A 25,659-nucleotide genomic window follows, 5' to 3' on the forward strand; every position below is an offset into this window, starting at 1 on the left:
CGCTTTTTTATATGAATCGTCGAATTTTTTTGTTTAACATAAAGATAAGTATTCTCAAATTATTAGTGAGCGATCATCTCGTGTGCAATAGTATGTCCATTCATAGAAGAAGGGTAAAATGTTGGCCAGTTCGTTACTTCTTTTAATAAATTTGCACGATTATTTCCTAAGTAAATATGATAGTGAGAAGATGCAGTAGGTGAAATACTGTGGTCACTGAATTGGATATATGTTGGCAAATTTGAATCTTTTTCTACTAATTTAAAGATATAACGGACACCACGATTACCTTTTTCATATGTTAAAATTTCATATCCATCTTCTTTATAAGTACCTGTTGCTTCTTTTCCTTTTTCTGTAAAAGTAACTTGGTTTCCTTTAATTTTGATATGTTCAATAGATGTTTTATATCCTTTTTTATAATATTTTTTGTATGCTTCTGCAGTCATACTATTATCTTTTTTTGCTTTATAAGTAAATACTTCATCTAATGTACCATCAAGTAAATAGGGATAGACCGATTGCCAATCACCAGCCCAATCGCTTAACTTACGCGATTTTACTTGTTCATCTTTAAAGTAACCTGCATAAATTTGTTTTTGTGTTTCACTCAACTTTGTATGATTATGATCGTGTTTCTTTGTTTCTTCTGTTGGTTTCTCAGCTTTCACTTTCTCTTCCTCGGTAGTCCCGTTGCATCCTGTTAGTAATAGACTAAGTGCTAAAATACTACCCCATGTTTGCTTGGTCATTTGTAAGTACGCTCCTTTAAATAGTAATGATTACACTTTAGAATTATAAAGGTATTATTTGTAAGTGTCAACATAAATAGTAATGATTACTATTTATAAAAATAGAACAAACTAAATCACAAAGGTTGCAAATGGTTTCTAACAGATGTATAATGAGGTCAAGTTAATAATTGGTTTGAGTGAATGAGAGACCTTTAAAGAACACATGCGATAGCTATGTGCTTTTTAAAGGTCTCTTTTTTCGCGTCTAAAAATAGGAGGAATTTACGTATGAGAGCAGCATCAGCATTCAATCGTCAACAAACAATCGAGGAATTACAACAAACATCATATGATTTATTAGTAATTGGTGGGGGAATCACAGGTGTCGGCATCGCACTAGATGCTGTTACACGTGGTTTGTCTGTGGCATTAGTTGAAATGCAAGATTTTGCGGCAGGTACGTCTAGTCGCTCAACAAAATTAGTGCATGGTGGCTTACGCTATTTAAAACAATTCGAAATTAAAGAAGTTGCAGAGTTAGGTAAAGAACGTGCAATTGTATATGAGAACGGACCGCACGTAACAACACCTATTTGGATGTTATTACCATTCCATAAAGGTGGTACATTCGGCAAATTCTCAACAAATATTGGTTTACGTTTATATGACTTTTTAGCAGGCGTTAAAAAATCAGAACGTCGTTATATGTTAAATGCATCGCAAACATTAGCAAAAGAACCACTTGTAAAGAAAGCTGACTTAAAAGGTGGCGGTGTCTATGTAGAGTACCGTACAGATGATGCACGTCTAACAATTGAAGTTGCAAAAACAGCAGTTGAAAAAGGTGCGACATTAATCAATTACACAAAAGCAACAGGCTTTTTATATAATGAGCAAGGCAAAATTAATGGGATTGAAGCACAAGATGTATTAAATAATCAATCTTTCAATATTCGTGCAACAAAAGTAATCAATGCAGCAGGTCCATGGGTGGATGACGTACGTTCAATCGAAGGGAAAACAACAGGAAAACATCTAATTCTTTCAAAAGGTGTTCACTTAGTATTTGATGAGTCTGTATTCCCATTAAAACAAGCGATTTATTTTGATACACCAGATGGTCGTATGGTATTCGCGATTCCACGTAATGGAAAAACATATGTGGGAACAACGGATACATTCTATAAAGGTGATCCAAAAGATATGGAAATCACAAAGGAAGATCGTAAGTACATTTTAGATGCGATTCACTACATGTTCCCAGATGTGAATATTACAGAGCGTCAAATTGAATCAAGTTGGGCAGGGGTTCGACCATTAATCCATGAAGAAGGAAAAGACCCATCTGAAATTTCACGTCATGATGAAGTATGGGAATCTGAAACAGGATTAATTACGATTGCGGGCGGTAAACTAACAGGTTATCGTAAAATGGCAGAAGGCGTGATTAATCGTATTGCATCAAGCTATAATCGTACACTAGCACCTTGTCAAACGAAGCAATTGAAAATTTCAGGTGGTGATATTGGTGGTTCACAAAATCTTGAAAAATTCATCGATATGAAAGTGGCTGAAGGTGTAAAACATGGCTTAACAGAAAAAGAAGCGCGCCATCTTGCACATCACTACGGAGCGAATGTGAATCAAGTATTTGCTTACTTAGCAGAAGCACCAAGTAATTTACCAGCAGGATTGTATGCACAATTGCAATATGGTTTAGCTTATGAGTTTGTACAACATCCAAATGACTTCTTTATTCGTCGTACAAGTGATTTATTCTTTAATATTCAAGAAGTAATTGAATACAAAGAAGTCATTTTACAATTGATGTCTCAACAATTACAGTGGACAGATAACCAAAAAGCGTTATATACTGAACAATTGGAGTTAGAGATTACACGCGCAACAACAGCCAAATAATTTGCTTGAGAGGAGAGAACGACATGAGTTTTCAAAATCAGCGCATTATTCCAGCTGCCAAAACAATTAGTCAAGTCGATTGTGCTTTTTCAAGTCCATTTGAATATGTTGTATTACTGGAAACGCATATTAGTCAATTACGTCCATTAAAAAGAGAAGCAGAACGTGTAGGAAAGAAGTTAATTATACATGCTGATTTAATCAATGGTTTAAAGACGGATAATTTCGCAGCTGACTTTCTATGTAATGAGATTCAGCCAGATGGTATCATTTCGACACGCTCGAACATGATTATGAAAGCGAAAGAGCGTGGTATTTTAGCAATTCAACGTGTCTTTTTAATTGATACGATTGCACTTGAGAAAAGTTATTCTTTAATTGAGAAGAATGCACCAGACTATATTGAGTTATTACCGGGTATAATTCCAGAGATGATCCAAGAAGTGTATGAACGAACAAAAATTCCTGTTATTACGGGGGGATTGATTCGTCATGCTGAGGAAATCGAACGCGCTTTGGATGCTGGAGCAGTAGCCGTGACAACATCAGATAAAAAACTTTGGCGAAAATTCCAAAATAATATTGACGATTCACGTGATTCTATCTAAAATGAAAAATAAGATAATATTACGTGGTTGAGATTAGGAGTCCGCATCTATAGCTATTTTTAGTAGCTTATTTAGATGCGGATTTTTTCTGTTTGCCATACAAAAAAAACAAAGGAGTGAGTTTATGTCTACTTTTACGGCAGAATTAGTTGGTACAATGTTATTGATTTTATTCGGGGGTGGTGTAGTAGCAGGTGTCGTATTACACAAATCAAAAGCTTTCGGTGGTGGCTGGATGGTCATTACATTTGCATGGGGGCTTGCAGTAGCGATGGCTGCATATGCAGTAGGAGGAATTAGTGGTGCACACTTGAACCCTGCTCTAACATTATCGCTTGCAACAATTGGTGATTTTCCGTGGAAAAATGTACCCGCTTACATTTTAGCGCAAATGATTGGTGCATTCATCGGTGCAGTGTTAGTCTATTTCATGTACTTACCACATTGGAAAGGAACAGAAGACAAGGAAGCGAAATTAGCTGTTTTCTCAACAATTCCTGCAATCAAGCATCCATTTTCAAACTTAATTGCAGAAATGATTGGAACATTTGCATTAGTACTTGGTATTCTAGCTTTAGGAACAAATACAATTACAGATGGTATGAGTCCATTCTTAGTGGGTATGTTAATTGTAGTGATTGGTATGGCTCTAGGTGGACCAACTGGCTATGCAATTAATCCCGCTCGTGATTTAGGTCCACGTATTGCACATGCATTACTACCGATTCCAGGGAAGGGTTCATCGAATTGGTCATATGCATGGATTCCAGTTGTTGGACCGATTATCGGTGGTGTATTCGGTGCATTGTTCTTCCAAAAAGTATTTGAGGGAGAAAATAATCCGTTATTTTGGGTATTTGCAGTGATTATTATCCTTATTTTTGTAGCTGCTCAAATGACTGTAAAGCATGTAAAAGAAGATTAGGAGGAATTTGATATGACAGAAAAGTATATTTTAGCATTAGACCAAGGTACGACAAGCTCGCGTGCCATTTTATTCGATCATGAGGGAGAAATTTTTTATTCACATCAACAAGAGTTTCCACAGTATTTTCCAGAAGCAGGTTGGGTAGAGCATGATCCAGAACAAATCTGGTCTTCTATTCTATCGTGTATTGCAACTGTTTTAGCAGATAAACATATAGAGGCTTCACAAATTGCAGGAATTGGTATTACAAACCAACGTGAAACAACTGTTGTTTGGGATCGTCATACAGGTCAACCAATCCATAACGCGATTGTTTGGCAATCACGTCAAACTGCAGAAATCTGTGAGGAGCTAAAAGAAAAAGGACATGATGAACTTTTCCGCGATAAGACAGGTTTGCTAATCGATGCCTACTTCTCAGGTACAAAAGTAAAGTGGATTTTAGATCATGTAGAAGGCGCACGTGAAAAGGCTGAAAACGGTGATTTATTATTCGGTACAATTGATACATGGTTAATTTGGAAATTAACAGACGGTAAAGTGCATGTAACAGATTATTCAAATGCATCACGTACGTTAATGTATAATATTCACGAATTAAAATGGGATGAGGAATTACTTGATATTTTAGGTGTTCCAGCTTCGATGCTACCAGAAGTTAAAGCATCTTCTGAAGTATATGGTGTAACAGATGCAGCGAAATTCTTTGGTAGTGAAGTGCCAATTGCTGGTGTAGCAGGTGACCAACAATCTGCTTTATTCGGTCAAACTTGTTTTGAACAAGGTATGGTGAAAAACACATACGGAACAGGTTGTTTCATGTTGATGAATACAGGTGAAAAAGCAGTCAAGTCAAATAATGGTTTATTAACAACGATTGCATGGGGCATTGATGGTAAAATTCACTATGCACTTGAAGGAAGTATCTTCGTAGCAGGTTCTGCGATTCAATGGTTGCGCGATGGTTTACGTATGTTCCGTAATTCATCTGATTCAGAACAGTATGCAAAGCGTGTTGACTCAACAGAAGGCGTTTATGTTGTTCCAGCATTCGTTGGTTTAGGAACGCCTTATTGGGATTCAGATGTACGTGGTTCAGTATTTGGCTTAACGCGTGGTACGACAAAAGAACATTTCATTCGTGCAACACTTGAATCACTTTGCTATCAAACAAATGACGTATTAAGTGCAATGGAAGAAGATTCAGGTATTCCATTTAAAACACTGCGTGTAGACGGTGGCGCAGTCGCAAATGACTTCTTAATGCAATTCCAAGCAGATCTATTAGATGTTCCAGTAGACCGTCCAGTTGTAAAAGAAACAACAGCGTTAGGTGCAGCATATTTAGCTGGTCTAGCAGTTGGTTTCTGGTCTTCAATGGATGAAATAGCAGCACACTGGAAGTTAGAACATAAGTTTACACCAGAGATGGAACAATCACGTCGTGAAGAATTATATACAGGCTGGAAAAAAGCAGTAAAAGCAGCACAAGCTTTTAAATAATCTAAAAATCGGAATCGCGCTATAATGTGGTTCCGATTTTTTGTTGTGCACGCCGTTTTAAAAATATAAAAAGTATATTTGCAAAGAGAAATCAAGCCATCTGAATTGTTTCCACATGATTTATTACAAGGCGCGTCATCTGGTGGCGTAACAATTAATGGAGTCATCATGCATAATGTTCATCCAGGCTTACCATTCGGTGGTGTTAATAATTCAGGAATTGGCAGTTTCCATGATATTCATGGTTTCAAAAAGCTATCACACGCACGCGTTGTATATCATATTTTATAAATAAAATTTTATCATAAAAATAAAGCGAGAGTATAAACATTACATATGTCATACTCTTTCTTTAATGTTGAAAGGATTTACGCATGAAAAAGCGAATGCTGTATATACATGAATATTTTTCGATTATATAAATAATGGGTTATGGATAAATAAGAGAGGGGTATGAGACTATAAAATAAATATAAAGGGGTGGCAGTGTGAGAAAAGCATATGTCGGAATCATTCTTCTTATAGGCACGCTTCTACTAGGGGCATGTAATGAAGCAACAACGTCACACTCTATTCAATACGGAAAAATCATTCAAAATGACGAAGTAGAATTAACACATACATTACGCAACGAGCAAGTATATGAAAAAATACACGACATTTTAAAAGAAGCTACAAATGTTGGGATGTCTGAAGATGAGCTCAATCATTTTTCATCACAATACATTCAATTTAAAAATACACGACAAAATATGCTGATTGCGAATTATTATCTCTGGGAAGACCGAAAAAATCAGCGTTATATTTGTCGCCTTTTTTATGAATCTAAGTATTTATTTTATGAAGTAACGGATCACAATTATCGAGAACTAAAAAAACAAATAGAGAAAGTGAAAAAGAGTAAAGAGAAATTAGATAAAGATGAAACGGTCACTAAAAAACAACCTGAGCAAACACCGAATTTATTAGGAGATTGAAATAATAAAATGAACTCTCCATTACGTTAAATCGTATGGAAAGTTCGTTTTTTTTATTATTTGTGTTTAAAATATAGCCTTTTAGGGGTATATAAAAACTATACCACCTTAGATGTAATAGGTATAGTAATTTTTAAAGCCAACTCCTCTTGCTTTAAAAATACTACAGTCTCTTATTACCTCATAACTTACTTTGACCCTTGCTCGTAGGGTCCTTTTTTATGATTTAGACTGCGGATAGAGTGCATCGACTAACACATAGATAATGGCTGTTATAATACTTACGATTAAAATAGGTGAACCGATAAAAGGCAGTGTGCCTGCGATTAAATAAAGTAGCACACGGATCAAAATTTTCACGACTTGATAATCGAAAATAGCAGCGATTCGTTCGATGATATACGATGCAAGCAAGCCATACGTCATTAATAAAATCATAATGAGACAAAAAATAAACCACACACGACTCGGCTCCATTGAATTCCAATAATAAATCTTCGTTGCAATGGTTGATAAAATACTAGTAATAATCGTAATGATTATTCGCTCACGTAAAGAATGCAAGAGCATCAACCTCCCATCTTCTATTATACGATAGAATCCTTTCAGAATCATCACAACTTTATCTTCCATATTGTACTTCGAATCATAAAAGTGTAAACTTATTTATTGTATCAGTTTACATAAAAGGGGGGTGCTTTTCATGATTCATTTAAGAGGACATCATTTACTTTGCTTAGTCGGCTACAGAGGAATGGGTTATTCAGAAGAATATGTAGAAAATATGACACGCATTCATCGACAACTGCGTGCAAGACCGACGACACTTGTTCGATTAGTAAAAGGCATTGATCATCTATGCGAGAAATATCCAAATAGCGGTGAATATCATTGTTTAAGCGAAGAAATTTTTAATCAAGATGCATACATTGCAGAAAAGTTGGGCATTCAAATTGGACAACTCGTACCATGGTTCGAAGTGGAAAGAAGATTGAAAAAGTATATTCAACCGACAGACCTTGCAACAATCTGTGAAACTTGTTCTTGGCGTTCCTACGGAGTTTGTGAAGAAGGAATGGAGCGGATTCATAAGGGAATTTCATTATTTGATGTATAAAATATAAAGGAATTAGCACTTAAATTATGGATAAATATTGTAAAACAATAGATTTTAAACTAGTCAAAAGTACTCTATAGAATAGAGTGAAAATATGCGATAATAGAATACGAACATACGTTCATTTTCATATTATATTGGAGGTTTAGTATGACAACTTTCCTTTTCAAACGCTTAAATCAATTATTTGGACTGAAAAAATATATTGTTGTTGCAGTAGAAAAAGCCAGTGGACAATCAAAACAATTCGTTGTGGTATCACGTAAGCAACACGCAGCAGTTTCAGAAGTGAGTAAACAACTTGATTTACAACAGTACGACGTAATAGCTTATACAAAAGTGCAATATGCACATATGTTAAAATTAAAATATTAAGAAAAAAGAGATTCTTTTAAGTGGAATCTCTTTTTTGTTACATATAAAAATGGAATAATAGAGGGTTTTTAGTGAATAGTGTTATGATACAGTGGGGTGAGAGTTATGAAGTGGGTGAAACGCTTTTTAAAATGGTACATAGGTTTAAATATTATACTCATTGTAGGACTAATTGTCGCAACAGAAGTATCACCAAAACCTGGTACAGCGATGATTCGCTATGTTTTTAATCGAGAAGTACCGATTAAAGACGTCGGAAATTTTAAGAAAAGTGAAGAAGTAGTAAACATACAAAAAAATATCAATTATAATTCAAAATATCCACGTAATACATTCGATTTATATACACCAAAAGATGTGAAAAAAGATGAAAAGTTACCTGTATTAATTTGGCTACATGGTGGTGGTTACTTAGCAGGGGATAAGTCACTTGCAAAAGAGTTTGCGACATATGTTGTGACAAAAGAGCGAGTTGCGGTGATTTCCATGAATTACGAATTGGCTCCTGAGCTACGCTATCCAGGGCAAGTTGTACAAGTGAATGATTTGTACAAGACACTTGTTGCTTCACCTGAAAAATGGGCAAATTTAGATTTAACAAAACTTGCATTTGGTGGCGATTCTGCAGGTGCGCAAATTGTAGGGCAGTATGTTGCGATTCAAACAAATGCCCTATATGCAAAAGAGATGAACATGAAGCAACTTGTACTGAAAGAACATTTAAAAGCTTTCATTTCCTATTGTGGTCCACTCGATTTGCAGCAAATGAAGGATTTACCGAAAAAAGAGGTACTAATGAAATTCTTTGCACGAACCGTTGCATGGGATTTAATTGGCGAGAAAAATTGGAAAGATAGCTCGGTTGTGACACAAGCTTCATTGACTGAGCATGTGACATCTGATTTTCCACCAAGTTACGTAACAGACGCGAATGGTTTTTCTTTCTTATCGCAAGGACAAGCTTTCGTAAAAGAGTTAGTGGAACAAGATATACCTATTCAGTCGCTATTTTATGCGAATGAAGAACAGCCGATTTATCATGAATACCAATTTAGCTATGATACAAAAGAGGCGCAGCGCTGTTTAGCAGAAACACTCGCATTTTTAAAAGTAACTTTAAAAGATTAAGAAAGAACAGAGACATAAGTGTACGAACATAAAAAAACGGAATCACGCTATCGAGCGGTTCCGTTTTTTTCGAACTCTAAAAAGAGAACTGAATAGCCTCTTTCATTTTATAATTCATCTGCATAGCCGAGCAAGACGATACCGATCAGTATAATCCATATAACAAAATATTGACGACCTGATAATTTTTCTTTTAAGAAAATGCGCGATAAGATAATAGAGAAAATACAAAATGACGAAATTAGTGGTGCAGCGCCAATTGCGTAAGCAGCAATGGCATATACATAGAAGAATTGACCAGCTGTTTCGAGTAATGCCGCAATTGTTCGATCTCCTTGTTTGAAGATGTTTACAACTTCATTTTTTACAACTGCTAAATAAGCCCAGTAAATGACTGCTACGATGAAGAATGTATATTCATAGGCGATTAATGCTGCATCTTCTGATAATAACTTTGCTTTTTCTAAAACAACACCATCTGCAAATGTTCCTAGACCATCTAATACAGCGTATAGTAATGGGAATAGTAAGGCGAAAAAGCCGAACTTATATTTTTTCTCGATGACAACGCCAGATTGATGGCGAATTAAATCATCTTGTTGTTTTTCAAGTACAGCAATCCAAATAACACCGATACAAATAATCGAAATACTTACATAGTGTAACCAGTTATTATCACTTGGATAGAAAATAGATAGTAAAATGACGGTAATTGCACCTGAAGAATTTTGAAGTGGTGCGACAATTGATAATTCCAAATAACGTAAACCAACATATCCAAACACCATCGAAGAAATATAAAGTGCAGAAACAGGTAAATACGTAATCATATCATCAAGATTTAACGATAAACCTTTAACGAGCATATAGATGGTTGCATGCGCACCCATGACAAGACCGACCATGATTGTAATTTTGGCATGACTATTGCGGTCGGCAGGATCTGACCCTTTTTTGTAGAACAAGTTGGCTGCGCCCCAACATGCCCATGTTAACATTGCATATAAAAACCACATAAATAAAAAAGACCCCTCTATCTCAATAAAATAAACGAATGCATGAAGAAAGTTACGACATGAATTGTTTTTTCAGTTCGACGGTTAATTCATCAATTGTTGTACAAACATAGCCATTTTGCTTAATTAGACCAACAACGAATAAGTTGCGATAGACGAATTGATTTTCAACACCGTCTGCTTGTAGTGCTTCAATTTTCTTCATGTTGTCGCGCCCTTGTTGTCTTGAATCTGTAAATACAGCGAAAATAGGACGATTTAACATCGAAAAAGCACCGATTTCTGCGGCAACACCACTGTCGATTTCAACACCATCAATGACTGCTATTAAAAAGTCACTCATTTTTAATGCTTCAATATCTGCGTATGCAATCTGCTCACTATTTGCAAATGCTGTTTTATCATTAATTGCATCATTTTCTTGTGGTACGTATAAGTCGACGTTTGGTAACGTGTGACGAACTGCTTTTGCAATCATTTCGTTCACTAAACGATCACCTAAACTAAATAATCCGTTCGCTAAATAACCTTTCAACATCTTGCATAACCTCCGTTCTGTTCTATTGTATGTTATTGTGTAATAAAAAAACAAGCATCTATGCAAATTTTGAATTGAAAGAAAAAGAGAGACACCAAAAATGGGGTCTCTCTGTGTGATGATTTACAATTTAATAAAATCAAACCTTTATCTTGTATGTAATTGGGCGTGAATCGTCGCTGTTTTTAGTTTACTCATCACTTCAGGTGATAAGCCAATTTCATAACCTTCTACTTCGATAATATAATCCATATCAAGTAGCGTATCAATATCTGCTCCAATCGTAAAATCACCCGACTGATAAATACCATAAAAACGTAATTTTAAGGTTTCTTCATTTGCGGTGGCTTTTGAATAAATGTTTTTCCTGCCTCTGTCAATTTCAACGAGAAGTCACATTTTTTTCAAAGAAAAATTATTTTACACTCTTTTTCCACTGAAAAGATAGTAATAAATCTTATTTGCGTGTCAGCCATTCTGAAAAAATGAAAAATAGAATGATGAATGAAAAAGCGATAATGAAGAACCAAGTTGGAACACTACCAAACATTAATAACATATTGAACCTCCAAAACCATTGTTTTATCTAGCATAGCATGAAATGAAAAGGGCGTAAAAAAATTAACACATTTCTCTAAAAATGAGTTAGAATAAGAGAGTAAATGCGAGTAGAGAGGTTGTTTGAACATGATACATTTAAATTGGAAAGATGCACCAACAATTAAAACGGTCAAATGCGAACATACAAATGCAAAAAAATATTTAGTATCGAATATGCTAACAGTAGGTAAGGAGTATGAAGTGAAAAATGAAACAGACGAGTTTTATTTTGTAGTTGATAACTCAGGCCACGTCGGTGGTTACTACAAAGAATATTTCGCATAATTGAGCGATTTACAGAAAACAGCTCCTCCGTCTCATCGGGGGAGTTTTTCTTTTTTTAGAATAGGGGGAAGCGACGATGCACGAACTGATTGAACAAGAAATTGTAAAGCGCACGAAAGATCATGAAAATAATGAGTGGCAATCACTTATTCCAGAAGGTGGTTATAAATCACCAGATGCTTATTTATACGAAGATATTCTATTAAGTGTAGTACTGAAAAAAGCGATTTTACTAAAGGGACCTTCTGGTTCAGGGAAGACGAAATTAGCAGAGTCGATTGCGGCATTATTTGAACAACCGATGCATAGCATTAACTGTTCGGTTGATTTAGATGCAGAGAGTTTACTTGGTTTTAAAACAGTTGTACAAAAGGAAGGGCAGACATGGATTGATTTTGTGGAAGGTCCTGTTGTAAAAGCGATGAAAGAAGGACATTTCCTTTATATTGATGAAATTAATATGGCAAAACCTGAGACATTACCGATTTTGCATAGTGTATTGGATTATCGCCGTATGTTGACGAATCCATTTACAGGTGAGGTTATTCAAGCGCATCCAAACTTCGGCGTCATTGCCGCAATTAATGAAGGGTACATCGGGACAACACCGATGAATGAAGCGCTGAAAAACCGTTTTGTTTCTTTTGCGATTCCATATATTACAGGTGAACAATTAGCGGGATTAGTGGATGAATACTTCCCGAGGATTCAAGCAACTTTAAAAAATAGTATGCTGTCACTTGCGACAGATTTGCGAAAACAAGCAGAGAATGGTTTAGTGAGTGAGGAAGCAGCGTCGATTCGAAGTTTATTAGATGCGATTGAGTTAGCGCAATACATGTCACCAATTCGTGCAGTGCGATATGCCATTGCAGAAAAATTAGATGATGCATCAGAAAAGCAGTTAGTTATTGAATTAGCAAAAACATGGATGGAGTAGGTGATTCGATATGGCAGAGATGAGTAGATTTATTCAATTTAATAATGAACAAATCGATGCAAGACAGATGATTACCTATGAGAATTTAGCACAGGCACTTTCGGGAAATCCACATATTCATCTAACAGAACGACAATTAATGGAATTCAATCCGAAAGAACAAACGATGTCCATGTCTGTATTTTGGCGTCATCGAACAGCTGAACAAACACATTTAGGCCGTTTATCTGATATTTTTTTACTAGCAGAGGGGTTTTGGCGTCATTTTTCACAAAGAGCTTGGCATGAATTTCAAGAAGAAATAACAGAGCTGAACTATCCAAAGTTTTTTGAACAACAGCTTATTATGGCAGAAGAATTTCGTTTGATGGAATCTGTCGCCAAAAAACGTCCAGGTACAAAAAAAGCTTTTCGATTGCGTACACAAGCCTATTTAGCGACATACCAACATCAAATTCATGTGCACCATCAAAAAGGATTTCTAGCAGAAGCATTATTAAATTATTTTTATATCGCTCTACATGAAGGCAGTTTACGCTTACCGACAGGTGGAATATTCGATACATTTAGCGATTTACTATATAAATGGCAGCACGTATTCGATAGTCAATCGACAGAGGAAACGATTCGTATCATTTGGACGCTTGTACCGCAGATTGAAGAAATTCTAAAAAAAGATATTCAGTTGGATGTCTACGCTTTACTAGATCAGTTGGAAGCAGCACCTTTTATTCCAGATCATGAACATGATGGTGTTTGCGGGATGGAAGAAGGCAGTGATGAAGCTAAAGAAACAATCGAAGAAACTTTTAGAAGTTGGCATCGTGAATCACAAGATGATACAGGGATCCATCTACGCTTTGAGTTAGAGCGGGGAAACGAAGGGAAATCTTTATCAGATGAAGCAGTGGAAGGACAGGATGGTCAACCACCGACAGAAGTTGGAACTGGCGGAGATGTAGACGCTACTGTTAAACCACAAAAAGAAGAAAGTCTCGCGACAAAATCATTAAAAAAGAAATATACCAAGTCTGGTAAAGTATTTGGACGTGAACATGAACAAGTAATCTATCAAGAGAAGATGATTACTACACATGGAGAAGAGGTTACACCAAAATCTATCATGGAAAAGTGGCGTCTACAACAAGAACCAATGGTACGTGCACTTGTTCAAGAATTACGAAAACGCATGGCACAAAAGAAGATGAGTCGACGAACGCATCTCAGTTATGGTCGTTTAGATTCAAAACAACTTTTATCATTTGTTACAGAGAATCGCCCGCGTCCCTTTTATAAAAAAGATGCACCTTCTAAGCCACTTGATGCTGTATTTGGTCTATTAATTGATGGTTCGGCTTCTATGATGGATAAAATAGATGAAACAAAACAGGCCGTTCTATTATTCCATGATGTACTGCGTTCACTTGAGATTGCGCATGAGATGACTTTATTTTATGAAGATGCGTATGAAGCGACAAAAGAAGTGCAGCCGAATACATTTGAATGGATTCATCGTTTAGAGGACGGGGCAGTAGATGCTAGTGAAAAAATTGCAGCGATGACATCGCATGAAGATAATCGAGATGGCTTTGCGATTCGCTGGATGACAGAGCGTTTAAAGAAGCGACCTGAAAAACATCGCTTTTTACTTGTTTTTTCCGATGGGGAACCTTCTGCTTTTGAATATGCACAGAATGGTATATTAGATACTGCTGAAGCTGTTATTGAAGCAGAGAAGCAAGGGATTACCGTATTACATCTATTTTTAAATACATCCGAACCGAGTGAAGAACAACTTCAATTATTTTCAACCATCTATGGTAGACAGTCTATTGTCGCAAGTGATGTAGCGCAATTTTCAGATATGACACTTCGCACGTTACGAAAAGTTTTATCACTCGTTGTACAAAGTATGTAAAAAAGGAGCCGTTCCTCTATGACGGGGAATGACTCCTTTTCATTTTAATAGCCTTGTTGTTTTGTTTGAATCGAAAGTAAACGCTGTTTTAAATCTTCTTCCATACGACCAATTTCAATTTCAGCTTCACGACGTTTTTGACGTCCTTCTGCTTGAATTTGTAAAGTTTCTTCAATCGTCGAAATTAAGTTCTCTTGTGTTGCTTTTAATGTTTCGATTTCTACGATACCACGCTCATTTTCACGCGCTGTTTCAATCGTGTTCATCTTCAGCATTTCAGAGTTCTTTAATAATAAATCATTTGTTGTCGCAGTTACTTGTTTTTGCGCTTCAACTGCTTTACGTTGATTATTCAATGTAAGAGCGATGGCAATCTGATTGCGCCAAAGCGGAATTGCTGTCATAATCGAAGATTGAATTTTTTCAGCTAATGTTTGGTTCGTTTGCTGAATCATACGGATTTGCGGAGCAGATTGAATCGTAATCTGGCGCGATAGCTGTAGGTCGTAAATACGTTTTTCTAAACGATCGACGAACTGTGCTAAATCATTTACTTCTTGAATCGCCATTTGATCATTCGATTTTTCAGCTTCTGCACGTAATTTTGGCAAAATATCGTTCGTGATTTCATCGCGCTTTAATTCAGCTGCAGCGATATAGACATTTAATGCTTCAAAGTACGTTTTGTTTTGTTCATATAATTGGTCGAGCATTTGAACATCATCTACAAGACCGCGTTTTGAATGTTCAAGTTGCACACCAATACGATCAATCTGTGTACTCAGTTTTTGATACTTCGACATCATTTCTTGAATCGATTTTTGCATTTTACCAAAAAGTTTACGTAAGCCTTTTGGTTTGTCTTGATGTAATTCTTCAGGGTCAAGTTCATTTAATTTTGTCATTAAATCTTTCAAAATATCGCCGACAGGCCCAATATCTTTCGCCTGTACATGGTCGAGCATTTTATTTGAGAAGCTCGATAAAGCATTTTGTGCATTTGCACCATACGTTAAAATTGCTTCATAACTACCTGTTGGAATTTGAGAAGCTAATTGACGTGCTTTTTCTTGATCTTCAGGTGTTAAACGATCTAATTGGCGAACCGGTGCATCTTTTTGAATTTCTGGTTGAATCGTTTGTTGCTGTGGCAGAGGATTCATTGTAAATGGATCTGCCAGTAAATCATCGACTGATTTATTTGACTGATTTTCTTGCATAAATTAAGACTCCTCCTTCGAGCTACGCTCACTTCGTCTCGTCACAAAATCAAGCTCGACTTTTAATTCTTCGATATCAGCTGCTAAAATTTGACGAAGATCTTTTTCTAATGACACAAAAAGATCTTCAAGTGCATCACGTGTGCGTTGAAGTGCAAGATGCATCTCCGTATCTTTAATCGGCTGTCTCGATAAATAAGCATATTTCTCCGTTAATTCAGTAGCAGAGGGTAGGTGAGAATAGAAAAAGATTTCTGCTTGATAGAATTTCGGAGGATTTGCACGCACGATTGAAATAATGCGTTTTGATAAACGACTCATTTCAAATAAATGTTTAAAACCTGAAATTGAACGAACGCGTGTCGCCATTCGGTTAAAGTTGTAAAGTGATTCTCGCGCCTCTTGAATCTGCACTTCGATGTGATTATATTCTGATTTGGTAAGACCAAATTGCTTTCTTTTCTTGTATCGTTGATAAACTTTTATAATAAAGTTGCTCGTCATGTAAACGAGCGCAGCGATTGCAAGACTAACCCAAAAGCCTAAATGGAATCCTGACATCGCAATCATAAATGTAACGGGTATCGTTATAAATGAAATGAAGTAGCGTAATGCTGTATGTCCAGCGTGTAACATGTAATTCCCTCCTTACACTCTTTTGTTAATATACGTTTTAAAATGTAGAAGGTTTCAATTCAAAATATTTTCTTTTGAAATAATTTGTCGAATTATTGACCACGTTGTAGTTCAATCTTGTGAATGAGTTCGTCAATTAATTCTATCACATATGATGATGCTTCTTCTAGTTTAGACAAGCACTGTTCAGCTGTACGTAAGTCGTTATGTGAATAAGCAGTTGCAGCTTGTTTTGCTAGTTCATGTACTTGTGCATGATACGTATCTAATTGTTGATATGCGGGCTCATTCGCAAAACGAGCACGTGCTTTTTCTGAGTTGTACCATTTACCTAAACGACAATCCATGTGCGAAGACACATCTTCAGGACGGATATGTTCTAAACCTAAGAACATATTATATACTTTCCATTTCCATAAAATATGATCGGCTTTTGATAATTGCAACAGCGCATAGCTTGAAAGCTGTACATTTGCATTATTGACAACACTTAGACGGAATGCATCAATCTCTTTACTTAATTGATGTACACCAACAGAAGTCGATTGTCCAAGTTCACGAATATCTTGTTGTAAATCGGTAATCTGTACCATACGATTAGATACGTCATCAATCGCAACAGACTGTTCTTCAGAAATTGAAGCAGTGGTTTTAACTGCATCGTTGATATCTGAAATCTCATCGACAATTTGATTGAGAAGTGGAAGTGACTCTTTTGCTTCAGTAGTAGCTTCTTTAATAATTTTTGTTGTACTTGTAATCGATTCTTGAACCGTATTTGAATATGATTTTAAATGCTTCACATTCGTGGATACTTCTGTTAAAGCAGATACCGTATTTTCTGCAAGCTTACGAACTTCTTGTGCAACAACTGCAAAACCTTTGCCATGCTCACCTGCGCGCGCTGCTTCGATTGATGCGTTTAGTGCTAGTAAATTCGTTTGATCAGCGATTTCATTAATCAAAGTGACAACATGTTCAATGTCACCGACACGTTTTTGTAATTCGCTAAATGACTCAACAATTGTAGAGAATGTTTCACCTGTTTTCATAATTTCATTTAAAGCACCACCAATTTCATTTTGTGAATGAAGTGCATATTCAACTGATTGGTTTGTTTTTTCTGAAATTCGGGTAGAAGTACGTGCAATCTCTGCAATCGAAGCAGTAATCTCTTCAGTTGCAGCAGTAGAAGATTGAATCTCGTCTGTTTGGCGATCTAGACTATAAATTAAGTCTTTCATATACATGATTTTAGAGTTTGTCTCAATTAAACGGACAATTTCAGATACGGATCTTTCAAGTGTGCGCTCTGTAAAAGATTCAAATAATAATTCTTGATCGACATTCACTGCAGATTGAAATGAGCGCATTAAGTCGAATGCTTTGGAAGGTTTAAACCCAAAGTTGTATAATACGTGTGTTGTCACATAGAATGCGAATTGATTGAAAATCACAATCGTTTTTCCAGGTTCAAATTGATGTTTTCGGAACTGATCAAAGAATTGTAACGTCTCATTTACATAGTGTTCGTCGCGATCAGCTGTAAAAAAGTTTACAAGATAATGTTCAATCATCTCTTCAGCAATTTTATGGTGGCTATCAGGAGATAATTCTGTTAAATATTGTGTGAAAATTTCTTTCATAGATGGAGTTGAACTAGCCAATGTTTCATATAAATAACGTAAATTTTTTTCGTCGTTTGATGTAAAATGATTGAATGTGAGCGTTTTTTGAAAACGTTCAATTGTTTGAATATCAGTACCGCGTTCTAATAATTGATTCATTTTAAGTTTTGGGCGAAGTGAAGAAAACATGTATAAACCTCCATTTTTTGGTTAAAGCTATTTTAGTTATTTTAGCATATTTTAAGAGGGTAGTGTAGTAAAAAAGATATATTGTCACACAAGTAATTTTTTTAGAAAGTAGGTATACTATGTATAAAGTAATTTACATGAAAGCAGACTATGAGCCATGGTGGCAGTTTGAAGGTTGGGAAGAACATGTCGTGACAGAAGTCACATATGATAATGAACAAGAAGCAAATCAATATTTACAACAATTAATTGAAGAGTTTTCAAAAAAATATATGAATATGATGCATAAAAAAGATCGCTTTTGGGCTTTTTGGTCCGATGATGAAAGAGAATACTGTGAAAACTGCGCAGACTGTTTACCTGTTTACCATGGGGTAATATGGGAAGTAGTAGAAGAAAATGTCAAAAAATGAAAAAATTATTGTCAAATATATTCAAATTTATTGACAACATAAAGTGGTATGTTATAATAAATTTAACAAATGAAACTTGTATTACCGGTACTTCTATTCACATATTACAAAAAGTGATCGGGTTTATGTCGGTACTTATTGTAATATGTGAATTTTTGCAAAGGTATAATTAGATTCATATGTTCACTTTTTATTTTGGAGGTTTTTACACATGAAACAAGGTACAGTAAAATGGTTTAACGCAGAAAAAGGTTTTGGCTTTATCGAAGTTGAAGGAGAAAACGATGTATTCGTACACTTCTCTGCAATCCAAGGCGAAGGATTCAAAACTTTAGACGAAGGTCAAGCAGTTGAGTTCGAAGTTACTGAAGGTAACCGTGGACCACAAGCAGAAAACGTTGTAAAACTTTAATTTACAATTACAGAGGCTAGCTTCGGCTAGCCTCTTTTCTATTTCATTTTTTATTTTCTGAATTATTTGTTATTATGGATATAATGAATAGTATGGAGGTTAGATAAATGGAACAAGGTACAGTAAAATGGTTTAACGCAGAAAAAGGTTTTGGTTTTATTGAATCCGAAGAAGGAGCAGATATTTTTGTTCATTTTTCAGCGATTCAAGATGATGGGTTTAAAACATTGGATGAGGGACAAGCTGTAGAATTTCAAATTATCGAAGGTGAGCGTGGACCACAAGCAGCGAATGTCATGAAAAAATAGTGTACAAGAGAAAATCTTTAAATTAAAAAGAAAACACATAAAAGCAATGTTGTTTTCTTTTTTTAATGTAAAAAAGAGAATTGAATATTATATCATCATAGTGATTAAAGGTATATTTTTATGACAATTAATAGTAGTTTATGATACAATTGGTTTTAGGATAGAAGTTATATGGGGGAATATACATGGGTGCAAAAACAAGAACGTCCAAACGACGTCGAAAGAGGCTGCTACATGGTTCTTTATGGTTGCTAGTCCTTTGTTTAGCTGTTGTTAGTAGCTACCTGATTTATTCAGTGATATCTGTTAAAGGGGCATTGAACGACTCCAAAGTATCACTACAACGTGAAGCAAATAAGTCAGATTTGAGAGAAAAGGAAGTTTCATATAGTGATGATCCCTTCTCCATTCTATTGCTAGGTATTGAAGATTATGCGAAAAATACAGAAACTGCACGTGCAGATACACAATTAGTTGCAACATTCAATCCGAAAGAAAGTAAAGTGATTTTAACGACTGTACCACGTGATACACGTGTTCAAATTGACAATGCGGGCGAATATACGGGTGTACATAAAATTAACGCAGCAATGACATATGGACAAATTAATTCGTATGGTGGGGAGAAATTACAGTTGGAAACAACCGAAAAATTATTGAATATTCCGATTGATGCTTTTGTAACAGTGAATTTTGATGGATTTCGTGATGTAGTGGATGCACTAGGTGGTATTAATATAGATATCAAATATCCTTTCTGGGAAACAAATGTCTATAATAAAAAGCGCATTGATTTCAAAGCTGGAGAGTCTCGTTTAACAGGAGAAGAAGCGCTAGCCTTTGTACGTATGCGTAAGCGTGATGTCAATGATGTTTATTCACGTGAACAGCGCCAACAACAGTTTATTCAAGCAACTGTTGAACAGTTAAAATCTGCGAATACATTATTAAAAGTAGGGGAATTAACAAAAATCTTCGGTAAAAATGTGAAAACAAGTTTATCGATTTCAGATTTATTTGCTATCCAAAATCAATATTTAAAGATGGAGAATCTAAAAATCGAATCAAAAGAAATTGAAGGTTATGAAACGCGAATTAATGGCGTTTCGTATTTTGTAGCAGATCAACAGAAGTTACAAAACTTAAGCAAAGAATTGCGTACAGAGTTAAACTTGAATCCAAATGAACCATTCAAGACAAATGCGTCATTTGGTGCTTATTAAATCAAATTTTAGAGTGCATACTTTCGGGTATGTGCTTTTTTGTATAAAAAAGAAGAAACCACATCATTGTGATTTCTTCTGTATTTTAAATTAATCTAATTTATTTGTTGCTTTCCACTCTAGGAATTCATCATATGTTAATTGCTTATCTAAAATTGAACCGTCTTCGCGGATTTCAATTACACGATTTGCGATTGTTTGGATGAACTGATGGTCATGAGATGTGAAAATCATCGCGCCTTTAAAGCTTGTTAAACCTTCGTTTAGTGCTTGAATTGATTCAAGATCTAAGTGGTTTGTTGGTTCGTCTAAAAGTAGTACGTTTGAGTGTGATAACATCATACGAGATAACATACAACGCACTTTTTCGCCACCTGATAAAACAGAAGGTGATTTTTTCACTTCTTCACCAGAGAATAGCATACGACCTAAGAAACCACGTAAGAATGTTTCTGTTTCATCTTCTGGAGAGAACTGACGTAACCAATCAACTAATGTTTTTTCAGAACCTTGGAAAAATTCTTCGTTATCTAATGGGAAGTAACTTTGAGAAGTTGTAACGCCCCATTTGTAAGAACCTTCAAAATCTTCATCTTCACCAGCGATGATTTTTAATAAAGCTGTTTTAGCGATTGGATTACCAAGTAAAACAATTTTATCTTCACGATTCATTGAGAAGCGCATATCTTTAAATTGTTGTTCGCCATCTACAGTTTTACCTAAACCTTCAACTGTTAATACGTCATTACCGATTTCGCGTTCCATCGTAAAGTTGATGAATGGATATTTACGGCTAGATGGACGAATGTCATCTAACTCGATTTTTTCTAACATCTTTTTACGAGAAGTCGCTTGTTTTGATTTTGAAGCGTTCGCAGAGAAACGAGCAACGAATGCTTGTAATTCTTTGATTTTCTCTTCTTTTTTCTTGTTTTGATCTGATAACATACGTTGTGCTAATTTACTTGATTCATACCAGAAGTCGTAGTTACCTACATAAACTTGGATTTTAGAGAAGTCAAGGTCAGCGATATGTGTACATACTTTATTTAAGAAGTGACGGTCATGCGATACAACGATGACAGTGTTCTCGAAGTTGATTAAGAATTCTTCTAACCATTGGATTGCTTTTAAGTCTAAGTGGTTGGTAGGCTCATCTAGTAATAGAACGTCTGGCTTACCGAATAAAGCTTGCGCTAATAATACTTTGACTTTTTCAGAACCTGTTAGTTCAGACATTGTCATATAGTGCATTGAATCAGGAATTCCTAAACCTTGTAGAAGGATTGCTGCATCTGATTCAGCTTCCCAACCATTCATATCTGCGAATTCACCTTCTAATTCAGCAGCACGAATACCGTCTTCATCTGTAAATGGATCTTTTGCATAGATGGCATTTTTCTCTTGCATAACTTCATACAATTTTTTATGACCCATCATAACTGTTTCAAGCACTTGGAATTCTTCATATTCGAAGTGATTTTGTTTTAAGACAGCTAAACGTTCATCTGCCCCCATGCTTACATGGCCTTCTTGTGGCTCGATTTCACCAGAAAGAATTTTTAAAAATGTTGATTTACCAGCACCGTTTGCACCGATTAGGCCATAACAGTTACCAGGTGTAAATTTAATATTAACGTCTTCAAATAGCTTACGATCGCCGAAACGAAGAGCTACATTACTTACTTGAATCATGTAAGTACCTCCTTTTTCACAATACCTCCATTATAACACGTCTACATAGGTACGACTATAGGCTAGATGGAACTAGACAGGAAACTGACATAGTTTCTTAGAAAATATCGAAAGAAACGCGAAAATAAAACAAAAGGGGGAGGGCATAAAAAATACGAGCATCCAAAAGGATACTCGTATTTGAAGTGATTCTTATTCTACAGGTTGATTTTGTTTTTTCATTGAACCTGTTTTTTCAAGATTGTCGTACATTTCGAATGCGCGGTTTAATAAGTGTGGAGTTTGTACATTACCGTGTTTTTCAACTGCAGCATTGTAGTATTCCCATAATTGTTCACGGAAATCAGGGTGTGCACAGTTTTCGATGATTAATGGAACACGTTCTTTTGGTGCAAGACCACGTAAATCAGCAACACCTTGTTCTGTAACGATTACATCTACATCATGCTCTGTATGGTCAACATGTGTAACCATAGGTACGATTGAAGATACAGCGCCACCTTTAGCATATGATTTTGTAACGAAGATGCCAAGACGTGCGTTACGTGCGAAGTCACCTGAACCACCAATACCGTTCATCATTTTTGAACCTGAAACGTGCGTTGAGTTTACGTTGCCGTAAATATCTGCTTCAAGAGCCGTATTGATTGAGATTAATCCTAAACGACGGATTAATTCTGGGTGGTTAGAGATTTCTTGTGGACGTAATGTAATCTTGTCTGCATATTTCTCTAAGTTACCATATACCTTTTGTTGTAATTCTTCAGTTAATGTAATTGAAGTAGCAGCTGCGAAGCGTACTTTACCTGCATCAATTAGATTAAATACAGCATCTTGTAATACTTCTGAAGCAACAACTAAGTTTTCAAATTCTGCGTCTGCGAAACCATCTAATACAGCATTTGCTACTGAACCAACACCTGATTGTAGAGGCATTAATTCATTTGTTAAGCGACCTTCTTTAATTTCGTTACGGAAGAAATCAAGTAGGTAGTTCGCCATTGTTTGTGTTTCTTCATCAGGAGGCACGATTAATGAAGGTGCATCAGGTTCTTCAGAAACAACGATTGCTTTAATTTTTGCTGGATCAACTTTAATTCCTTTTTCACCGATGCGTTGTGTTGCATCTGTCATAGGGATTGCTTCACGCTTACCTTGTTCACCAGGAATATAAATATCATGAATACCGATTAAAGTTTCAGGATGTGTAATATTTAATTCAATGATAATGTTTTCAGCTACTTCACAAATGATTGGTGAGTTACCAACTGAAGTTGTTGGGATGATATAACCATCTTCTGTAACTGCTACGGCTTCAATAATCGCATAGTTTACTTTACCGAAGATATTTTGACGGTATTGTTCGGCATTGTGCGATAAGTGCATATCTGCATATAATACATCGCCCGAGTTGATTAGTGTACGGATTCCGCGGTCACCAATGAATGGTCCACGTTTACGAATACCACCAGCAGTTGCTAAGTAGTTATCAACTTCAGGGCCTAATGAAGCACCTGTGTAAACATCAATTTTGAATGTTTCATTTTTCGCGCGTTCTGCAAGAGCCATTGGTACAACTTTTGCATCTCCAGCACGAGTAAAGCCTGACATACCTACTACGTCGCCGTTTGAAATTAATTTTGCCGCTTCTTCAGCAGATACAACTTTATTTGCTAGTTCTTTTAACCCTAAACGTTTTTCGATTGTTGATTCCATTCATAATTCCCCCTAAAAATAATAATCATGTAAATAATTGTTTTGTAAGCGTTTAACAAAATAGGCACATGACGAGTGAAAAAATCGGTCGGTCATATAATTATACTAAATCACATTTCTCTGTACTATTACAGGGGAATGATAGCGCTTTATTATATTCCCATTTGAAATAGAATTTGGTTTCGATTTCTAACTATATTTTTACACGAAGTAGATAAATTAATCTAGTCTTTTCTCTTAAATTTTTTATTTTTTTTATTCTATGGAAATTTAAGACTTTGAAAATGATAATTTTTTGATTGAAACTTATGCGTAGTTTAAACTGAAAAATGAATGAAATCAAATGTTATGTGTTAATGAGGGTAAAAATACACATCAAAAAAGTGTTTAATAAAAAAATAAAGACATAACTCGCTTATTCGCGAATTATGTCCAATATGTTCAAGTTATGCTTTTTTTTGTGCCTCGAAAATAGCCGAGATGAAGTCCATACCAAGTGCAGATAAGTCACATCCAGATGCATTTGGATGACCGCCACCATTATATTCTTTCGCAATTTTTGATAAATCAAGTTTTTGTCCAATTGAACGTAGCGAGACTTTATTTTTTACTAAAGAGACAATGAAGACACAATCAATTTCTTCTTCAAACTTCTCAGCTAAATGATTGCCAAGTTCGCTAAAGAATGAATCTGTTTCAACAACACCAATATTAATCGGTTCATCATGTCCTTTTAATGTGTAATTTTCAATGATGATCATTTGTTTTGATTTTTTCTTTAAAATTTTACGTAGTTCATCTTTTGAAAAATCAAGATACTGTTGGTCGGCCTCTGTGAACAATGAGTCATTTAAAATGTAATTCATACGATCCTTTGCGAATTCGTGGCGACGACGTGCGTAGAAAATCGTATTCAGGTCGGCAGCTTCCTGGATCGAAAGAGCGTGCCAATCCCATGTATCATATAGACGAACATTTTCAACAAAATGCGTAACACGTGTTAACATCGTGTCTTTTTCTTTTTGTGTATATTCAGGGGTGGCGATTGATTCTTCACCATCTTCTTGCTCGATTCGTTGAAGAGGTGCCACTTCAAAACCAGCATTGAATAAATTTTTGAACATTAAAGTAGTCGCACTCATTTTAATGCCATTTTTTTCTGGAATAACTTCTGCCCAATCATAATCATTTAAATAGAGTGCAGAAGCATGGTGGTCAATTAAAATAATATGACGGCCGTTCGGTTCTTTATTAACAGCAGAAATCGCTTCAGCTGTTTCTTCTTTTACAGATAAGTCTGTAATGATTAATAGTTCTTGATCTTGCAGCTCAGCGATTTTTTCAATCACAGCCTCATCAATTTTACGCGTCTCTACATAGTAAGGAATATGCGGAATACCAAAAGCATCTAATACAATTGAAGGACCGATTCCGTCCAAGTCTGTATGTGTAATTAAATGAATTTGAGCATATTGCGTTAGTTTTTTCGGTAATTTTTTAAAATTCATATCGTCAACGCCTTTCTAAAACATCGAACCTCATTATAGCATTGAGTGGTTTCATAAAAGAAGGGGAAAGCACGAATTTATACATTTTACTTGGCTGAAAGGGAATCATATTGCGTTGAAAGGG

General features: G+C 35.6%; 26 protein-coding genes. 16 read left to right on the plus strand and 10 right to left on the minus strand.

What is annotated here, in order from left to right:
- Positions 1 to 62: 62 nt before the first annotated feature.
- Positions 63 to 752, minus strand: a complete 690-nt coding sequence (locus KGI01_RS10445; protein WP_141274642.1) for a metal-binding protein ZinT — start codon at positions 750 to 752, stop codon at positions 63 to 65.
- Between the two features lie 270 nt (positions 753 to 1,022).
- Here KGI01_RS10445 and KGI01_RS10450 point away from each other — a divergent pair, with 270 nt between their 5' ends.
- The 6 genes from KGI01_RS10450 (at position 1,023) to KGI01_RS10475 (ending at position 6,670) form a co-directional block, all read left to right on the plus strand.
- On the plus strand, positions 1,023 to 2,654 hold the full coding sequence (locus tag KGI01_RS10450) for a glycerol-3-phosphate dehydrogenase/oxidase (protein WP_141274643.1): 1,632 nt from the start codon (positions 1,023 to 1,025) through the stop codon (positions 2,652 to 2,654).
- A 23-nt stretch (positions 2,655 to 2,677) separates the two neighbouring features.
- Positions 2,678 to 3,262, plus strand: coding sequence for a glycerol-3-phosphate responsive antiterminator (locus KGI01_RS10455; RefSeq protein WP_141274644.1), 585 nt, complete (start codon positions 2,678 to 2,680; stop codon positions 3,260 to 3,262).
- Positions 3,263 to 3,359: 97 nt separating this feature from the next.
- On the plus strand, positions 3,360 to 4,187 hold the full coding sequence (locus KGI01_RS10460) for an MIP/aquaporin family protein (protein WP_255314779.1): 828 nt from the start codon (positions 3,360 to 3,362) through the stop codon (positions 4,185 to 4,187).
- Between the two features lie 12 nt (positions 4,188 to 4,199).
- A complete protein-coding gene (gene glpK / locus KGI01_RS10465) occupies positions 4,200 to 5,693 on the plus strand; it encodes a glycerol kinase GlpK (protein ID WP_141274646.1) in 1,494 nt (497 codons plus the stop codon).
- A gap of 78 nt (positions 5,694 to 5,771) precedes the next feature.
- Positions 5,772 to 5,984: a hypothetical protein gene (locus KGI01_RS10470; protein WP_141274647.1), complete on the plus strand. Its 213-nt coding sequence runs from the start codon at positions 5,772 to 5,774 to the stop codon at positions 5,982 to 5,984.
- 197 nt (positions 5,985 to 6,181) lie between these two features.
- Positions 6,182 to 6,670: a hypothetical protein gene (locus KGI01_RS10475; RefSeq protein WP_141274648.1), complete on the plus strand. Its 489-nt coding sequence runs from the start codon at positions 6,182 to 6,184 to the stop codon at positions 6,668 to 6,670.
- A 219-nt stretch (positions 6,671 to 6,889) separates the two neighbouring features.
- Here the strand turns inward: KGI01_RS10475 and KGI01_RS10480 are convergent, their stop codons facing one another.
- Positions 6,890 to 7,234 (minus strand): hypothetical protein, encoded by a 345-nt coding sequence (locus KGI01_RS10480; RefSeq protein ID WP_068453856.1) that lies wholly within the window; start codon positions 7,232 to 7,234, stop codon positions 6,890 to 6,892.
- A gap of 139 nt (positions 7,235 to 7,373) precedes the next feature.
- On the opposite strand from KGI01_RS10480, the gene KGI01_RS10485 reads away from it, so the two are divergent.
- From KGI01_RS10485 to KGI01_RS10495, 3 genes are all read left to right on the plus strand, one after another.
- Entirely contained in the window at positions 7,374 to 7,787 is a 414-nt protein-coding gene (locus KGI01_RS10485) for a DUF1284 domain-containing protein (protein WP_141274649.1), read from the plus strand.
- A 150-nt stretch (positions 7,788 to 7,937) separates the two neighbouring features.
- Entirely contained in the window at positions 7,938 to 8,162 is a 225-nt protein-coding gene (locus tag KGI01_RS10490) for a hypothetical protein (RefSeq protein WP_141274650.1), read from the plus strand.
- Positions 8,163 to 8,267: 105 nt separating this feature from the next.
- Complete coding sequence (locus KGI01_RS10495) at positions 8,268 to 9,290, plus strand: alpha/beta hydrolase (RefSeq protein ID WP_255314778.1); 1,023 nt, start codon at positions 8,268 to 8,270, stop codon at positions 9,288 to 9,290.
- Positions 9,291 to 9,397: 107 nt separating this feature from the next.
- Here KGI01_RS10495 and KGI01_RS10500 read toward each other — a convergent pair whose 3' ends face one another.
- Both KGI01_RS10500 and KGI01_RS10505 read right to left on the minus strand, forming a co-directional pair.
- On the minus strand, positions 9,398 to 10,306 hold the full coding sequence (locus KGI01_RS10500; RefSeq protein ID WP_141274651.1) for an EamA family transporter: 909 nt from the start codon (positions 10,304 to 10,306) through the stop codon (positions 9,398 to 9,400).
- Positions 10,307 to 10,358: 52 nt separating this feature from the next.
- Positions 10,359 to 10,844 carry a nucleoside 2-deoxyribosyltransferase gene (locus KGI01_RS10505; protein WP_141274652.1) on the minus strand — a complete coding sequence of 162 codons (486 nt, stop codon included), beginning with the start codon at positions 10,842 to 10,844 and terminating at the stop codon, positions 10,359 to 10,361.
- Between the two features lie 687 nt (positions 10,845 to 11,531).
- Between KGI01_RS10505 and KGI01_RS10510 the strand changes: the two genes are divergently transcribed.
- From KGI01_RS10510 to KGI01_RS10520, 3 genes are all read left to right on the plus strand, one after another.
- Complete coding sequence (locus tag KGI01_RS10510) at positions 11,532 to 11,729, plus strand: DUF6501 family protein (protein ID WP_068453836.1); 198 nt, start codon at positions 11,532 to 11,534, stop codon at positions 11,727 to 11,729.
- 76 nt (positions 11,730 to 11,805) lie between these two features.
- Complete coding sequence (locus KGI01_RS10515) at positions 11,806 to 12,669, plus strand: AAA family ATPase (protein ID WP_141274653.1); 864 nt, start codon at positions 11,806 to 11,808, stop codon at positions 12,667 to 12,669.
- 10 nt (positions 12,670 to 12,679) lie between these two features.
- A complete protein-coding gene (locus tag KGI01_RS10520) occupies positions 12,680 to 14,587 on the plus strand; it encodes a vWA domain-containing protein (protein ID WP_141274654.1) in 1,908 nt (635 codons plus the stop codon).
- A 44-nt stretch (positions 14,588 to 14,631) separates the two neighbouring features.
- Here the strand turns inward: KGI01_RS10520 and KGI01_RS10525 are convergent, their stop codons facing one another.
- The 3 genes from KGI01_RS10525 to KGI01_RS10535 all read right to left on the minus strand — a co-directional run bounded on the left by KGI01_RS10525 (position 14,632) and on the right by KGI01_RS10535 (position 18,260).
- Positions 14,632 to 15,807 carry a toxic anion resistance protein gene (locus tag KGI01_RS10525; protein WP_068453833.1) on the minus strand — a complete coding sequence of 392 codons (1,176 nt, stop codon included), beginning with the start codon at positions 15,805 to 15,807 and terminating at the stop codon, positions 14,632 to 14,634.
- A 3-nt stretch (positions 15,808 to 15,810) separates the two neighbouring features.
- A complete protein-coding gene (locus KGI01_RS10530) occupies positions 15,811 to 16,443 on the minus strand; it encodes a 5-bromo-4-chloroindolyl phosphate hydrolysis family protein (protein WP_141274655.1) in 633 nt (210 codons plus the stop codon).
- Between the two features lie 92 nt (positions 16,444 to 16,535).
- Positions 16,536 to 18,260 (minus strand): globin-coupled sensor protein, encoded by a 1,725-nt coding sequence (locus tag KGI01_RS10535; protein WP_141274656.1) that lies wholly within the window; start codon positions 18,258 to 18,260, stop codon positions 16,536 to 16,538.
- Positions 18,261 to 18,379: 119 nt separating this feature from the next.
- Here KGI01_RS10535 and KGI01_RS10540 point away from each other — a divergent pair, with 119 nt between their 5' ends.
- The 4 genes from KGI01_RS10540 to KGI01_RS10555 all read left to right on the plus strand — a co-directional run bounded on the left by KGI01_RS10540 (position 18,380) and on the right by KGI01_RS10555 (position 20,616).
- Complete coding sequence (locus KGI01_RS10540) at positions 18,380 to 18,673, plus strand: DUF1033 family protein (RefSeq protein WP_141274657.1); 294 nt, start codon at positions 18,380 to 18,382, stop codon at positions 18,671 to 18,673.
- Between the two features lie 211 nt (positions 18,674 to 18,884).
- Positions 18,885 to 19,085, plus strand: coding sequence for a cold-shock protein (locus KGI01_RS10545; protein WP_068453826.1), 201 nt, complete (start codon positions 18,885 to 18,887; stop codon positions 19,083 to 19,085).
- A 107-nt stretch (positions 19,086 to 19,192) separates the two neighbouring features.
- Positions 19,193 to 19,393, plus strand: coding sequence for a cold-shock protein (locus KGI01_RS10550; protein ID WP_141274658.1), 201 nt, complete (start codon positions 19,193 to 19,195; stop codon positions 19,391 to 19,393).
- 185 nt (positions 19,394 to 19,578) lie between these two features.
- The gene (locus KGI01_RS10555) at positions 19,579 to 20,616 is read left to right on the plus strand and encodes an LCP family protein (protein WP_141274659.1); all 1,038 of its coding nucleotides are present in this window, start codon (positions 19,579 to 19,581) and stop codon (positions 20,614 to 20,616) included.
- A 90-nt stretch (positions 20,617 to 20,706) separates the two neighbouring features.
- Here KGI01_RS10555 and KGI01_RS10560 read toward each other — a convergent pair whose 3' ends face one another.
- From KGI01_RS10560 to KGI01_RS10570, 3 genes are all read right to left on the minus strand, one after another.
- On the minus strand, positions 20,707 to 22,311 hold the full coding sequence (locus KGI01_RS10560) for an ABC-F family ATP-binding cassette domain-containing protein (protein ID WP_141274660.1): 1,605 nt from the start codon (positions 22,309 to 22,311) through the stop codon (positions 20,707 to 20,709).
- Positions 22,312 to 22,503: 192 nt separating this feature from the next.
- Positions 22,504 to 24,027, minus strand: a complete 1,524-nt coding sequence (locus KGI01_RS10565) for a succinyl-CoA:acetate CoA-transferase ScpC (protein WP_141274661.1) — start codon at positions 24,025 to 24,027, stop codon at positions 22,504 to 22,506.
- 446 nt (positions 24,028 to 24,473) lie between these two features.
- Positions 24,474 to 25,535: a DHH family phosphoesterase gene (locus KGI01_RS10570; protein ID WP_141274662.1), complete on the minus strand. Its 1,062-nt coding sequence runs from the start codon at positions 25,533 to 25,535 to the stop codon at positions 24,474 to 24,476.
- Between the last annotated feature and the right edge of the window lie 124 nt (positions 25,536 to 25,659).

It is taken from the genome of Kurthia gibsonii (genome assembly GCF_006539985.1).
GTDB lineage: Bacteria > Bacillota > Bacilli > Bacillales_A > Planococcaceae > Kurthia > Kurthia gibsonii.